Raw genomic sequence first — 12978 nt, forward strand, 5'->3', positions numbered from 1 at the left:
TCGACCACGTTGCAGGGCACGAAGCAATTCCCGCAGCCGTCCCCCCTACTTCTTCGCTGCCGCCTTTTTCGCCGGGGCCTTGCGCGTGGTGGTGCGCTTGACCGGGCCCTTGGCCCGCTTTTCGGCGAGGAGTTCGACGGCGCGTTCCCGGGTCAGTTCCTCCAGCGACGTGTCGCGGGGCACGGTGATGTTGGTGATGCCGTCGGTGATGTACGGACCGAAGCGGCCCTCCTTCACCACGATGTTCTTCTCCGACACCGGGTCCGGGCCGAACTCGGCGAGCGGTGGCACGGCCGCGCGGGCTCCGCGCTGCTTGGGCTGGGAGTAGATCTCCAGGGCCTGTTCCAGCGTGATAGTGAAGATTTCCTCTTCGGAGCCGATGGACCGGGAGTCCGTGCCCTTCTTCAGGTACGGGCCGAAGCGGCCGTTCTGCACCGTGATCACGTTGCCCTCGGTGTCCTCGCCGAGCACCCGGGGAAGGCTCATGAGCTGCATGGCCTCGTCCAGGGTGACAGAGTCGACAGTCATGGACTTGAACAGCGAACCCGTGCGCGGCTTGGCCTTGACGGGCTTCTTCGGCGGCTTGGGCTTGCCATTCTTGTAGTACTCCACGGGCTGGTTGGCCAGCTGTTCCTCGGTCATCTCCGGGATGATCTCGGTGACGTAGGCGCCGTACCGGCCGTTCTTGGCAACAACCGTGTGGCCGGTGTGGGGATCGGCACCCAGGACCCGTTCCTCAGGAGCGGCCGTTTCCATGAGCTCCACTGCCTTGGCGGCAGTGAGCTCATCCGGGGCGAGGTCTTCCGGCACGTTGGCCCGGGCGGATTCCACCACTTCGCCGGTCTTGGGATCCACCGTCGGCAGGGAGCTCTCCAGGTAGGGGCCGAACTTGCCGACGCGCAGCGTGATGCCGTCCGCGATGGGCACGGAGTTGATCTCCCGGGCGTCGATCTCGCCCAGGTTGTTCACGATGCTCAGCAGGCCGGGATCGGCGTCTTCGCCGTAGTAGAAGTGCTTGAGCCAGGCGGCACCCACAGCCTGGCCGTTGGCGATCTTGTCCAGGTCGCCCTCCATGTCGGCCGTGAACTCGTAGTCCACATAGTCCGTGAAGTGCTGTTCGAGGAGCCGCACCACGGAGAAGGCGATCCAGCTAGGCACCAGGGCAGAGCCTTGCTTCCGCACGTAGCCGCGGTCCTGGATGGTGGAGATCGTGGAGGCATAGGTGGACGGGCGTCCGATGCCCTTCTTTTCCAGCTCGGCGGTCAGGGAAGCTTCCGTGTAGCGCGGCGGCGGCGAGGTCTCGTGGCCGACGGCGATAATGTCGGAGGCGGTCAGCGCGTCACCCTTCGTGACGTTCGGCAGGCGGCGGGCCTCGTCGGAGTCGTCGTCGCCGCGACTTTCGTCCTTACCTTCCTCATAGGCGGCCAGGAAGCCGGGGAACGTGATGACCGTACCGGAGGCCGAGAACTCGGCGTCGCGGCCGTCCGAGGCTACAGCGCCCAGCCGGATGGTTGCGGTGGAGCCCTTGGCGTCGCCCATCTGGGAGGCGACGGTGCGCTTCCAGATCAGCTCATACAGGCGGAATTCGTCGCCGCTGAGCTGCTTGGCGACCTGTGCCGGGGTGCGGAAGGAGTCACCGGCGGGGCGGATGGCCTCGTGGGCCTCCTGCGCGTTTGCGGCCTTGCTGGTGTAGACGCGCGGCGACTGCGGCACGTATTCGGGGCCGTACAGCTCGGAAGCCTGGCGGCGCGCGGCCGTGACGGCCTCGTCGCTCAGCGCCGAGGAATCCGTACGCATATAGGTGATGTAGCCGTTCTCGTACAGCCGCTGGGCGACCTGCATGGTGCTCTTGGATGAGAACCGCAGCTTGCGGCCGGCCTCCTGCTGCAGCGTGGAGGTGGTGAAGGGCGCAGCGGGGCGGCGCGTGTACGGTTTGGTGTCCAGCGAGCGGACTCGGAAGTCGGCGTCCTGCAGGGCGGCGGCCAGCGAGGTGGCGAGTTCCTCGTTGAGGTGCGCAACATTGCGCGAGGTGAGTTCGCCGTCGTCGTTAAAGTCCCGGCCGGTGGCCACCTTGGCGCCGTCAACGGCGGCGAGCTTCGCTTTGAAGGAACCGGCGTCGGCACCGAACTGCCCGGTCAGGTCCCAGTAGGACGCGGCCTTGAATGCCATGCGTTCCCGTTCGCGGTCCACCACCATGCGGGTGACCACGGACTGCACGCGGCCGGCGGACAGTCCGCGCGCCACCTTGCGCCACAGCACCGGGGAGATCTCATAGCCGTAGAGGCGGTCCAGGATGCGGCGGGTTTCCTGCGCGTCAACCAGGGCGGCGTCGACGTCGCGGAGGTTGTCCATGGCACGGTGGATGGCTTCCTTGGTGATTTCGCCGAAGGTCATCCGGTACACGGGGACCTTGGGCTTCAGGACCTCCAGGAGGTGCCACGCGATGGCTTCGCCCTCGCGGTCCCCATCGGTTGCGAGATAGAGCGCGTCGGCGTCTTTGAGCTGGGCCTTGAGCTCGGCCACCTTTTTCTTCTTGTCCGGGGAGACCACGTAGTAGGGCTTGAAGTCGTTTTCGACGTCGACGGCGAACTTGCCCAGGGAGGTTTTCTTCAGGTCCGCGGGGAGCTCGGACGGCTGCGGCAGGTCGCGGATGTGACCAATGGAGGCCTCAACGATGAAGCCCTCGCCCAGATACTTGGCGATGGTCTTGCTCTTGGCCGGAGACTCCACGATCACGAGTTTCTTGCCGGTTTTGGCCTTGCTTGGCACAGTGCTCCTACAGAAAAAGGTTGCTCGGGCAGATCAGCCCATACTGGCCTAGTTCACCATATTTTGCAGAATTCTGCGCTGTCATGTGGAAAACGGTGGCCCCCGTCACGGCCGTGGCTGCCAGCCGCCCGGACGTGTCCCCGCGGGCCAGCACGCGCCCGTCCGCCGCGCCCGTCAGGTGCCGCCGTGGCCCCCGGAGGCCTCCGGCAGGGTACGGTCGTCCGGAATCATTGACCACATTGTGGCGATCCGCTCGGCGCCCGGCGGAATGCGGTTGGGATCCTCCAGCTCGTAGTCCCGGAGCAGCTCAAAGACCCTTTCCGTCAGTTCCTTGCGCTGCTCGGCCGTCAGATAGAGAAGGTTGTTGGCGAGCAGCACCGCCGACGCCGGCTCGGCGGACTCACCGCGTTGGCGCTGTTCGTCGCGGGTCCGGGCGTAAGCGCTGGCGCGGCGCCGGAATGCGTCCAGTTCGAGGTCGATCACCGCGAAGTCCGGACCGGCCACCGCCCCGCCGGAGTTGATCGCAAAGTCCGTGCCCGCCGCCTTCCACCGGCGTTCCCGCGCGTCGGCCGACGCCTCGGCCGGGACCACGATGCCCCACTTCTGCAGTGCCCGCAGGTGGTAGCTCATCGCGCTGGGGGTGAGCCCGGTCTGCTGGGCGAGTTCCGTGGCCGTGCGGCTGGACTGTGTGGAGTACAGCTCGGAAATGACTTCCAGGCGGGCGGCATGGGCCAGGGCCCGGATCGCCTTGGGGTCGGTGATTTCCACCTTCTTTCCCGGCCGGTTCCTGCGGCGCGGCGCGGCTTCCGGCTGCGGTCCCGGGGACAGCGCGTCAGTACTCACTTCATCAGTTTACGCAGCACCAAGGAGCTCTGAAAGAAATGCTTGATATCCCCCGATCCGAGGCCAGTCGGCTTGCCCGGAAATACTAAGCATGCTTTGCTTATATGCGTAAACAGACCTCCCGCAAGCAGTTCGCGGCGGGGCAGCCAGCGTTGGCAGCCCCGTGAGAAGCCCAAAGGATGACCATGATTACCCTCGACGAAGACACTTTGATGCCGGCAACCCGGCCCGCCGGAGAACTCACCGGCTCAAGCCTGGACGCGGGCACGGCCACCGACAGCTCCCTGCTGGCAGCAACGGGCACTCCGCGGCACTGCCGGCGGTCAATGAAGCGTCTGGATCAGGAATTCCCCCTGGAAATGGCCATTCGGGTGGACGGCCAGCGTCTGATCCGCTCCTTGAAGACGGTGGGCGCCGCCGACGCCGTGACCTACCGCTGCATGTGCGGCTTCACCATCGACGTCCCTGCTCCCGGGATGGGCCGTGCCCTGAATAACTGAAAGTGCCTGCGCGCTCCCAGCGCGAACGTACAGTTGCGGCCCTAGATCCACTGAGATTCGGGGCCGCAACTGTCCGTTCGCGCTGTGGGCCGGCGTCAGTCCGACTCAACAGGCAGCAGGAATCCGTCCCGGACCAGATTGGCCACTTCCGTGAGCAGACCAGACCGGAAGGTGTCGCCGTCGAACCCCTCCGTTCCGCCCAGCAGCGCCTCAAGGGCGCCGATAATCTGTCCGGCGGTCAGGTCGCCGTCGCACGCGGAGACAAAGCCCGCCAGTTCGGTGCTCAGCAGGTTGGTGCGGCGGAGGCCCGCTCCCTGGCGCAGCAGGATGACGCCGGGGTGTTCGGCACCGGGGCGCTGGTGCCGCTCCTCGGTGACGTCCTCGGCCACAAGAAGGTGGGCCGCGGTCACGTCGTGGGCCGCCAGCCAGTCGGCCCGTTCCACCGCTGCCGCCAGGTGGGGGCCGACCGGCTGTTCGATCGGGTAGGTGATCTCTTCGAACCGGCGGATCCGCCGTTCACCGGCCGGCCGGCGCAGGAAGACCATGCCGAAGCCGATGCCGCCGACATTCCGCGACGCGAAGTCCTCCAGGTACGCGGCGTAGGCCTCCTGATAGTGCCGGCGGTCCCGGGTTTCGGAGGCATCCTGCAGCCAGGTCTCGGCGTACTGCTCCGGCCCCACCTGTTCGCGCTGGATGAACCACGCGTCAGTGTCCGGACCGGCCCAGCTTTGCGGCCGCTCGTCCCACGCCGAACCCTCCGGGATTTCCCAGTTTCCCAGAAGCTGGGCTGTTCCGCCCGGGGCAAGCACGTCAGGCAGGGAGCGGATGAGCGACGCGACGATGTCGTCGCCCGGCAGGCCGCCGTCGCGGTAGGTGAACTGGTCGGCCGCGGCCTCCCCCGCTGTGCGCGGTGTGATAACGAAGGGCGGATTGGACACGACGAGGTCAAAAGCCTCGCTGGCAACAGGCTCGAGGAGCGATCCGACCCGCAGGCTCACCCGCTCTTCCGGCCGTTCCGGATCAATGGCCAGGGCTTCAGCATTGAGCAGGAGGTTGAAGCGAGTGAATGCGAGTGCGCGCTCCGAGATGTCAGTGGCGGTGACGTGGCCGCTGTGCTGCAGGAGATGGAAGGTCTGGATGCCGCAGCCGGTGCCAAGGTCCAGTGCTCTTTCGGCATCGCGGCGGATGGTGGTCTGGACAAGGGTGGTGGATGCCTGCCCGATGCCCAGAACGTGGTCGTGCCTGAGGACGCCGGGCCGCTGGTGCGCGGCGAGGTCGCTGGCCACCCAGATTTCGACGCCGCCGTTCCCGCCCGAGTCCCAGCCGTAGGGGCGCAGGTCCGATTCGGCAGCAGCCTCGGTCCCCGTGATTTTCGCCAGGCCAAGAGCCACCAGGCCTTCGGAGCGGGTCCGCGGCAGCGCGGCGTCGAGCACCCCCGCTTCCTGCGGAACGGCCAGTAGCCAGAAACGCACGACGGCGGCCAGCGCCGCGGTGCGTGGCTCGCCGGCGGCTGCTGCTTCAGTCGCGATCAGTGCCGGGATGAGCTGGTCCCGGTTCAGGGCCGCGTACGCCGAGTCCCCCAGCAGGTCCGCCACGCCCTCGAGGGTGTAGCCCACCGCGCGAAGGTCCGAGGCCAGGGCCTGCAGGAGGTCGGGCAGATCGCTGCGCGGTGCGTCGGGAATGTTGCCGGCGGTGAAGTGCGTTGGTTCGGTCACCGGCCAAGTCTATTTCCCGGCTATGCCTGCGGGCCGGTCATGCCCTTCCGGCCACTCCGGCCCTCAGGCCGAGGACCCGGCACGGCGTGTGGTCCGCCTTATCGTCGGCGCCTGATTATTGTCGGCGCCTAAAGCTACAGTTGGGCCATGCTCGGAACCCAGGCAGTGGCGGCCGATCCCGATTGGCTGCGGTACGCGGCGGCATTCGCCCCGCTGCTGGCCGCCGTCATTGCCGGCTGGATCGCCTGGCGTGCGCTCGCCCAGCGGCGCGAGGCGGACCGGCGTGACCAATGGTGGAAGCGGACCCAGTGGGCCATCGACCTTGCAATGGACCGCGACTTCAGCAGGGCCATCGTGGGCCTGGTCGCGCTGAAGCACCTTGCGGCCAGCGATCTGTGCAGCGACGAGGACTACGAGATGCTGGACAAGATCGGCGGCGCCAAGATCGATGCCCTGACCCTGTCCGAGGAGAGCGCCAGGCGCGAGGCCGTGAAACCCCCACCAACGGAACCGCAGCGGCCGGAACCGCAGCCCCCACATCACGAGACGGCGGTGCCGCCCGGCGCGGGACGGACCACGGTCATTCCCGTGACCCTGGAGTCACGGGGCGAGCGCGTGCTGGCGACCTCTGCCGGCATGGCCAAAGTGCTGGCTGAGGCAGACAGACTTGTCTCTTTTGTGGCCTCGCGGCGGAGCGGGAGAAGTGGAACGGAAACCGGCAGTACCTCGAACGGGTAAGTTTGAAGTCATGCCTGACCGTTCTCCTCTGTTTTCCCGTGCCGTGGGCGGGACGGCCGCGTCCGCCGTCATGGTTCTGGCAGTTACTGCCTGCTCCCCCGTGGTGTCGATCGAAAATGCCGATGTTCCGCAGTGGCGGGCCACCGCCCTGCCCTCCGACGGCCAGGCAGTGCTGGAAGACGCCGGCAAGATCCTCAACCGGGACCGGATCATCCAGGCGGCAGCCAGCGTCCCGGCAGGCGAGTACACGCTGACCATCACCTGCGACGGCGGCGGGAAGGCGTTCTTCGCGGTGACGCTCGCCGGCAAGGAACTGGCGGAAGCCGGAGCGGCCTGCAACGGCAGCCTCGAAGCCGCGACGATCACCGTACCGAAGGCCGCGCGAATGGAGATCAGCGCCTCCAGCGTGGACGCGCCGCTCCTGTACGCCTACCATCTGGTTCCAGCGCGCTAATCCGGGGCCCATTGACGGCGGGACCGCATGGACCCGCAGGTCCGGGACAGCCAGGGAGAATTTTTTCTCCCGGCGGATTACCATCTGTACCGGCGCCTCCGGCAGGCCTAAAGTCGGGGTATGCCCACGGTGCGGATCGCCTCCGCGCGTCGTTTTTTGGGGCGGGCGCAACGCACGGTTTGGCTGCGGGCGCCGGCAGCCGCCGTCGTGCTTTTCTTTGTGCTGGTTGCCGCCATCCTGGGCGGCTGTGAATACAGCTATGACGACGGCCGGGGCGAACTTCCAGATGCCCCTGCGGTGACGGATCCCGTGTTGCCCCGGGACCCGCTGGAGAACGTGCCGGTGTCGGGCGAGGAGCTCACCGAATGGGCGAAGGAAGTCATGCCTGACGCCGAGGGACAGGTTTTCAATACGAACTACGGCAGCGTTGAGAGGGGACACAGCAAGACGGAGTCCACCGGCCAGCTGCCGAGCGGCACGTACGCCCTCACCCTCGCCTGCCGGAGCGAGCGGCGGGTCTCATTCACAGTCCGCGACGCCGAGTTCGCCCTGGTTGACCTGAGCCTCCGTTGCGGCACATCCCGCGTCAATGTGGTGCACCTGTCCAAGGACTCCGTGCTTCGGGTGACGGTGGAGGTGCGATCGGACGCCAATTTCGCCTACCGGATCAGCCGGATCTGACGCAACGGCTTTGCAGCCGTCCCGGCAGTCCGTCGCAGCCGTCGCTCCAGCCCAGCCGTCCCTGCGAAGTTCAGGCGGCGCAGCCGTCCGGGCAGCGCAGCGTCTCGGGGTTGGCCGCGCACCCGGCGCAGTACAGGGTGAGCGTGCGGCAGCTCAGGTTCGAGCAGTTCTCGAACTTGCTCGTGGGCGTCTGGCACCGGACGCACTCGCCGATGGTCTTGGCATCTTCGCTGAACTCGAGGTGCATGCGCTTGTCGAAGACGTACAGGGAGCCCTCCCAGAGGCCCTGGTCCTTGAACTTTTCGCCGTAGCGCACAATGCCGCCGTCCAGCTGGTACACCTCTTTGAAGCCGCGGTTCACCATGAGGCTGGACAGCACCTCGCAACGAATGCCTCCGGTGCAGTACGTGACGACGGGCTGATCCTTGAGGTGGTCGTACTTGCCGGAGTCGAGCTCGGTGATGAAGTCGTGGGTGGTGGCGACGTCAGGGACAACGGCGTCCTTGAACTTGCCGATCTGTGCTTCAAAGGCGTTGCGGCCGTCAAAGAACACGATGTCCTGGCCGCTGGCCTTCCTCGAGTCGACGAGTTCGTGGAGTTCCTCGGGCAACAGATGCGTCCCGCCTCCCACGACGCCGTTATCGTCCACCTTCAGTTCGCCGGGCGCACCGAACGAGACGATCTCGTCGCGGACCTTGACGCTCAGGCGGGGGAAGTCCTCCGCACCGCCGCTGGACCACTTGACGTCAATGCCGTGGAAGCCCCTGTATTCACGGGTGGTTTTCACGTACTGCTTGACGGCCCCGATCTCGCCACCGACGGTGGCGTTGATGCCGTCCTTGGAGATAAGGATCCGTCCGGTCAGGCCGAGCTTTTCGCACAGGGCACGCTGCCAGAGCCGAACAGCGTCCGGGTCTGCGATGGGAGTAAAGCCGTAAAAAAGTACGATTCGGTTCAAAGCCACGTATTTAAGGGTACTTGGTGGCCGCCGGGGACCGGATTCAGACCCGGGAAGAGCCTCCTATCACAATTGCATAAGCAAGCGCCAAAGCCCTGTTGCTTATGACAGCGCTGGAATACTCTCGTCACATGACCCCAGAAGCCATGGTTGGAGACATCACTCACCTGCTTGAAGTTTGGGTAGCCGGTTGGGCAGGTTGCCGGGGCTATGAGACGCGCACCGAGGGACGGTTCCCCGCCGCCCTGCGTGCTGACACGACCGGGGACTGGGAATACTTCGCCTCTGATCCGACGGACGCCGAGTTCGCGGACCTGGCAGCAAAGACTGCCGAGGCCCCCAAGCGGGTCCTGACCATCCTGACCAATGATGTGGGACGCTACAAGCTCTTGGCTGAACAACACAACCTCAACGCCACGTCAGCATCCCAGACCATGATGGTGGTGGACATGGAAACCCAGGACTCCGAGGACCCCTGGCTCTCGGACGACGACCTGTCCCTGAAAACATGGGAGTCCGACGGTGTCCACTTTGCCGAAGTACGATCCGACGACACGCTGGCCGTGAGCGGCCGTGTAATGGTCATCAACGGCACCGCGGTGTTCGACAAGATTGTCACCGAACCCTCCTTCCAGCGCCGAGGCCTGGGCAGCTTCATCATGAAGGCGCTGGCGGCGCAGGCGTTTTCGCACGATGTGGAGGACGGCCTCCTGCTGGCCTCCCTGGACGGGCAAAAGCTGTATTCACATCTGGGCTGGTCCTCGGTGTGCCACGTCCTGATGCTCTCCGCCTCCGATGAGGGCTCCGACCTCTCCGTGGTCTGACCCTTCCCTGCATACGCCCCCTGCCTGATTCCGTCCCGGGGCAGCTGTTCCGGCCCGGGGCCAGCTGTTTCGTGTCGGCGATTTTTGCCCGGATGAAACAATGTTGGGGTGAACCCCCATGACTCGCTGATTCCGTTGCTGGGCCGTGGCCCGGACCCGGAGCAGCTTCGGCATGTGCGGACCATTCCGGCCCGCAACGCCGTGCACGAACCGTGGCCGGCCTGGGCACACCCGGACCTTGTCGCGGCCTACGGCAAACTCGGCATCCACCAGCCCTACCGGCATCAGATCCGGGCGGCGGACATTGCCCACGGCGGCGGGCACGTGGTGATTGCAACCGGGACGGCATCCGGGAAATCCCTGGCCTACCAACTGCCGGCGCTGGATGCGATTCACCGCTCCGAGCTACGCGTCCTGTCGGACCCCGGAAAAATCCACGACGACGGCGCGGTGACGCTCTACCTCTCCCCCACCAAGGCGCTGGCTGCTGATCAGCTCGCGGCAATCCGGTCCCTGAACCTGCCCACCGTCCGGGCTGAAACCTACGACGGCGACACCGACCAGGCCTCCCGCCGCTGGATCCGCGACCACGCGAACTTCATTCTGGCCAACCCCGACATGCTGCACTTCGGCATCCTGCCGAACCATGCCTGGTGGGCGGGGTTCTTCCGGCGCCTGCGCTACGTGATCGTGGACGAGGCGCACAGCTACCGTGGTGTCTTCGGCTCCCATGTGGCCAACCTGATGCGCCGGCTGCGGCGTATCTGCGCTTACTACGCGGCCGATGGCAGCTCCGCCGGACCGGTGTTCATCGCGGCGTCCGCCACCGCTTCCGAACCGGAGAAGTCCTTTGGCCGGCTCATTGGCGCCGCCGTCCAGGGAGTCTCCGAAGACTCCTCGCCGCACGGGTCCACGACGGTGGCGTTCTGGGAACCTGCGCTCAGTGAGGTGCGCGGCGAAAACGGGGCAAAGGAACGCAGGACGGCGGTGGCCGAGACCGCCGACCTTCTCGCGAACCTTGTCTCGTCACGGGTCCGGACCATCGCCTTCATCAAGTCCCGGCGCGGCGCCGAAACCATCTCTTCCATCACCAAGCGGCTCCTGGAAGAAGTTGACCCCAGCCTGCCGCAACGGGTGGCGGCCTACCGCTCCGGATACCTCCCGGAGGAACGCCGTGCCTTGGAAAGGGCGCTGCGGACCGGCCAGTTGCTGGGCATTTCCAGTACTTCGGCCCTCGAACTCGGCATCGACATCTCGGGGCTCGACGCGGTGCTGGTGGCCGGCTGGCCCGGCACCAGGGCGTCCCTTTTCCAGCAGATCGGCCGGGCGGGCCGCGCCGGACAGGACGCCATTGCCGCCTTCGTGGCCAGCGATGATCCCCTGGACACCTACCTGGTCAATCATCCGGAAGCCATCTTCGACGTGTCCGTTGAGGCGACTGTGTTTGATCCATCCAACCCCTATGTCCTGGGCCCGCACCTCTGTGCCGCGGCCGCTGAGCTTCCGCTCGGCGTGGCCGAGCTGCCGCTGTTCGGAGCCACAGCAGAGAAACTGCTCGGGCAGCTGGTGGCACAGGGGTACCTGCGGCGGCGCCCGGCCGGCTGGTTCTGGACCCACCCGCAAAGCGCGGCCGCCATGGTGAACCTGCGGGCCGACGGCGGCGGGCCGGTGAGCATCGTGGATGCCGACACGGGTTCGCTGCTGGGAACCATGGATTCGCCGCAGACGCACTACCAGGCCCACACGGGGGCCGTGTACGTCCATCAGGGCGCCAGCTACGTGGTGGAGGACCTGAACGAGGACGATCACTGCGTTGTGGTACGCCGGGCCAATCCCGACTACTACACGACTGCCCGGGACATCACGCAGATCGAGGTACTCGAGACCCAGCGGACGGAGCAGTGGGGCGATGTTGCCGTGCACTTCGGTGACGTCAAGGTCACAACGCAAGTGGTCTCCTTTCAGCGGAAGGCCATGATTTCCAATGAAGTCCTGGGTGAGGAACCCCTCGAGTTGGGAGCCCGGGACCTGTTTACGAAGGCCGTGTGGTTTGTGGTGGAGAACCGGTCACTCACGGGCGCCGGACTCATCGAAGCGCAGTTCCCCGGAGCCCTCCACGCGGCCGAGCACGCCGCCATCGGACTGCTGCCGCTGGTTGCCTCGAGCGACCGCTGGGACATCGGCGGGGTTTCGACCGCAATCCATGCCGACACCGGTGTACCGACGATTTTCGTGTACGACGGGCACCCGGGCGGCGCTGGCTTTGCCGAGCGGGGCTTCGAGAAAGCCAAGGTGTGGCTCTCGGCCACGCGAGACGCGATCGAGGCCTGCGAGTGCGAATCAGGTTGCCCTTCCTGCGTCCAGTCCCCGAAATGTGGCAACAAGAACAACCCGTTGGACAAGGACGCCGCCGTCACGCTGATCGATGTCCTGCTGAAGGACGCGCGGGACGCGTCAGCGCCACAGGATTCCAGGGCGGACGCGGCGGCGCCGAACGCGGTGTTGTAACGAACACGGTCTGGGTGACGAACACGGTCTGGGTGGCGAACGCCGCCTATGTTGACGCCGGGACCCGAGCTGGAACGGGGCCCAAGAGTAAGGGTCAAGTACCGTCTAAGCCCGGCGCGCATGTTTGGAGCCGCGCGAAGTTCAGGGCGGCGGTCCCGCCCTGGCACGGCCGGTGGCGATGCCCAGGAGCTGCCCAGCAGACAGCTCCGTGCTGACTTCGACAGACTGGTCGCCTCCCGCGGTGCAGCTGGTGAGCGTTGCCTTGTGGCGGGCAGCCACCGCCGCAGCCACGAGGCAGGGCTCCCCCGGTGAAACGCCGCGGAGCGCGTCAGCCGCGGCCAACGCGGCGAGGTCGGCCGCGGCGGCGGCCTTGGACGCCGCCGCGGACGCCTGCGCCAGCAGGAGGAGCAGTGACATGACCATGACCACCACCATGCCGAGCGCCGCGGCCAGCACCGTGCCTGATCCGCGTTCGGATCCGACTCCCGGCACCGGATTCCAGCGCTTGCCAAGGCGCTGTTTGTGCTGCTGGTTCACAGGGGCCGCCCGGCAGCAACGCCGTATCCAAGGTCGGCCCGCGCCGACCGCATCGCCTGCACCGGTCCAGGAGGCGGCGCCGATGTTGCCGTTTCGCTGCGCGCCTCGGCCCTGGCGGTCAACGTCCAGGGCACCATGCGGCCCAGGGGTCCCGCCGCCCGGTCCGACACTGTGACGCTCATCCATTCACTGCCGGGCACCACTGCCGACGACGCCGAAGGGCCAGCCAGCTTCCGCACAATACCGTCGACGGCGGCAGGGTCCTCACCCCTGGCAAGTGCCCTGGCACCGGCCCGGGCCGCATCCTCCAGCCGCAACTGGGTGATCCCCGCCGCAGACCCCGCGAGCAGCATCGCCAAAAGCAGCAGGACCGCCGGAAGAGCGACCGCAAACTCGGCGGTCACCGCGCCGCGGCTGTTCCCGTGGTCCGTCTTGGCACCGCGGGCCTTCC

12 protein-coding genes are annotated in these 12978 nt (G+C 66.6%); 6 read left to right on the top strand and 6 right to left on the bottom strand.

Translation table 11 applies throughout. The features are described from left to right. Positions 1–45: 45 nt before the first annotated feature. Positions 46–2769 carry a type I DNA topoisomerase gene (gene topA / locus QFZ33_RS21425; protein ID WP_307030785.1) on the bottom strand — a complete coding sequence of 908 codons (2724 nt, stop codon included), beginning with the start codon at positions 2767–2769 and terminating at the stop codon, positions 46–48. 174 nt (positions 2770–2943) lie between these two features. Continuing rightward, positions 2944–3612 (bottom strand): ArsR/SmtB family transcription factor, encoded by a 669-nt coding sequence (locus tag QFZ33_RS21430; RefSeq protein WP_373427312.1) that lies wholly within the window; start codon positions 3610–3612, stop codon positions 2944–2946. A gap of 185 nt (positions 3613–3797) precedes the next feature. Between QFZ33_RS21430 and QFZ33_RS21435 the strand changes: the two genes are divergently transcribed. Further along, positions 3798–4112, top strand: a complete 315-nt coding sequence (locus tag QFZ33_RS21435; protein ID WP_307030787.1) for a hypothetical protein — start codon at positions 3798–3800, stop codon at positions 4110–4112. A 95-nt stretch (positions 4113–4207) separates the two neighbouring features. On the opposite strand, the gene QFZ33_RS21440 is transcribed toward QFZ33_RS21435, so the two are convergent. Then, on the bottom strand, positions 4208–5827 hold the full coding sequence (locus tag QFZ33_RS21440; RefSeq protein ID WP_307030789.1) for a DUF7059 domain-containing protein: 1620 nt from the start codon (positions 5825–5827) through the stop codon (positions 4208–4210). Positions 5828–5974: 147 nt separating this feature from the next. On the opposite strand from QFZ33_RS21440, the gene QFZ33_RS21445 reads away from it, so the two are divergent. The 3 genes from QFZ33_RS21445 (at position 5975) to QFZ33_RS21455 (ending at position 7700) form a co-directional block, all read left to right on the top strand. Continuing rightward, positions 5975–6565, top strand: a complete 591-nt coding sequence (locus QFZ33_RS21445; protein ID WP_307030791.1) for a hypothetical protein — start codon at positions 5975–5977, stop codon at positions 6563–6565. Between the two features lie 10 nt (positions 6566–6575). Beyond that, entirely contained in the window at positions 6576–7019 is a 444-nt protein-coding gene (locus QFZ33_RS21450) for a hypothetical protein (protein ID WP_307030792.1), read from the top strand. 120 nt (positions 7020–7139) lie between these two features. Beyond that, on the top strand, positions 7140–7700 hold the full coding sequence (locus QFZ33_RS21455; RefSeq protein WP_307030794.1) for a hypothetical protein: 561 nt from the start codon (positions 7140–7142) through the stop codon (positions 7698–7700). A gap of 70 nt (positions 7701–7770) precedes the next feature. On the opposite strand, the gene trhO is transcribed toward QFZ33_RS21455, so the two are convergent. Further along, entirely contained in the window at positions 7771–8664 is an 894-nt protein-coding gene (gene trhO / locus QFZ33_RS21460; protein ID WP_307030796.1) for an oxygen-dependent tRNA uridine(34) hydroxylase TrhO, read from the bottom strand. 125 nt (positions 8665–8789) lie between these two features. Between trhO and QFZ33_RS21465 the strand changes: the two genes are divergently transcribed. Together QFZ33_RS21465 and QFZ33_RS21470 are read left to right on the top strand one after the other, a co-directional pair. Beyond that, positions 8790–9482 carry a GNAT family N-acetyltransferase gene (locus QFZ33_RS21465; protein ID WP_307030798.1) on the top strand — a complete coding sequence of 231 codons (693 nt, stop codon included), beginning with the start codon at positions 8790–8792 and terminating at the stop codon, positions 9480–9482. A 108-nt stretch (positions 9483–9590) separates the two neighbouring features. Further along, a complete protein-coding gene (locus QFZ33_RS21470) occupies positions 9591–11990 on the top strand; it encodes a DEAD/DEAH box helicase (protein ID WP_307030800.1) in 2400 nt (799 codons plus the stop codon). Between the two features lie 141 nt (positions 11991–12131). On the opposite strand, the gene QFZ33_RS21475 is transcribed toward QFZ33_RS21470, so the two are convergent. Next, the gene (locus tag QFZ33_RS21475) at positions 12132–12527 is read right to left on the bottom strand and encodes an Rv3654c family TadE-like protein (RefSeq protein ID WP_307030802.1); all 396 of its coding nucleotides are present in this window, start codon (positions 12525–12527) and stop codon (positions 12132–12134) included. Further along, positions 12524–12931: a TadE family type IV pilus minor pilin gene (locus QFZ33_RS21480; RefSeq protein ID WP_307030804.1), complete on the bottom strand. Its 408-nt coding sequence runs from the start codon at positions 12929–12931 to the stop codon at positions 12524–12526. Before QFZ33_RS21480 ends, QFZ33_RS21475 begins: the two co-directional genes overlap by 4 nt. Between the last annotated feature and the right edge of the window lie 47 nt (positions 12932–12978).

It is taken from the genome of Arthrobacter globiformis (assembly GCF_030815865.1).
Lineage (GTDB): Bacteria > Actinomycetota > Actinomycetes > Actinomycetales > Micrococcaceae > Arthrobacter > Arthrobacter globiformis_B.

Excerpts from the sequence above, each read along its gene's own strand:
- QFZ33_RS21435 (WP_307030787.1), top strand. The coding sequence starts at position 3,798 with ATGATTACCCTCGACGAAGACACTTTGATGCCGGCAACCCGGCCCGCC.
- QFZ33_RS21450 (WP_307030792.1), top strand. The coding sequence starts at position 6,576 with ATGCCTGACCGTTCTCCTCTGTTTTCCCGTGCCGTGGGCGGGACGGCC.
- QFZ33_RS21465 (WP_307030798.1), top strand. The coding sequence starts at position 8,790 with ATGACCCCAGAAGCCATGGTTGGAGACATCACTCACCTGCTTGAAGTT.
- QFZ33_RS21455 (WP_307030794.1), top strand. The coding sequence starts at position 7,140 with ATGCCCACGGTGCGGATCGCCTCCGCGCGTCGTTTTTTGGGGCGGGCG.
- QFZ33_RS21445 (WP_307030791.1), top strand. The coding sequence starts at position 5,975 with ATGCTCGGAACCCAGGCAGTGGCGGCCGATCCCGATTGGCTGCGGTAC.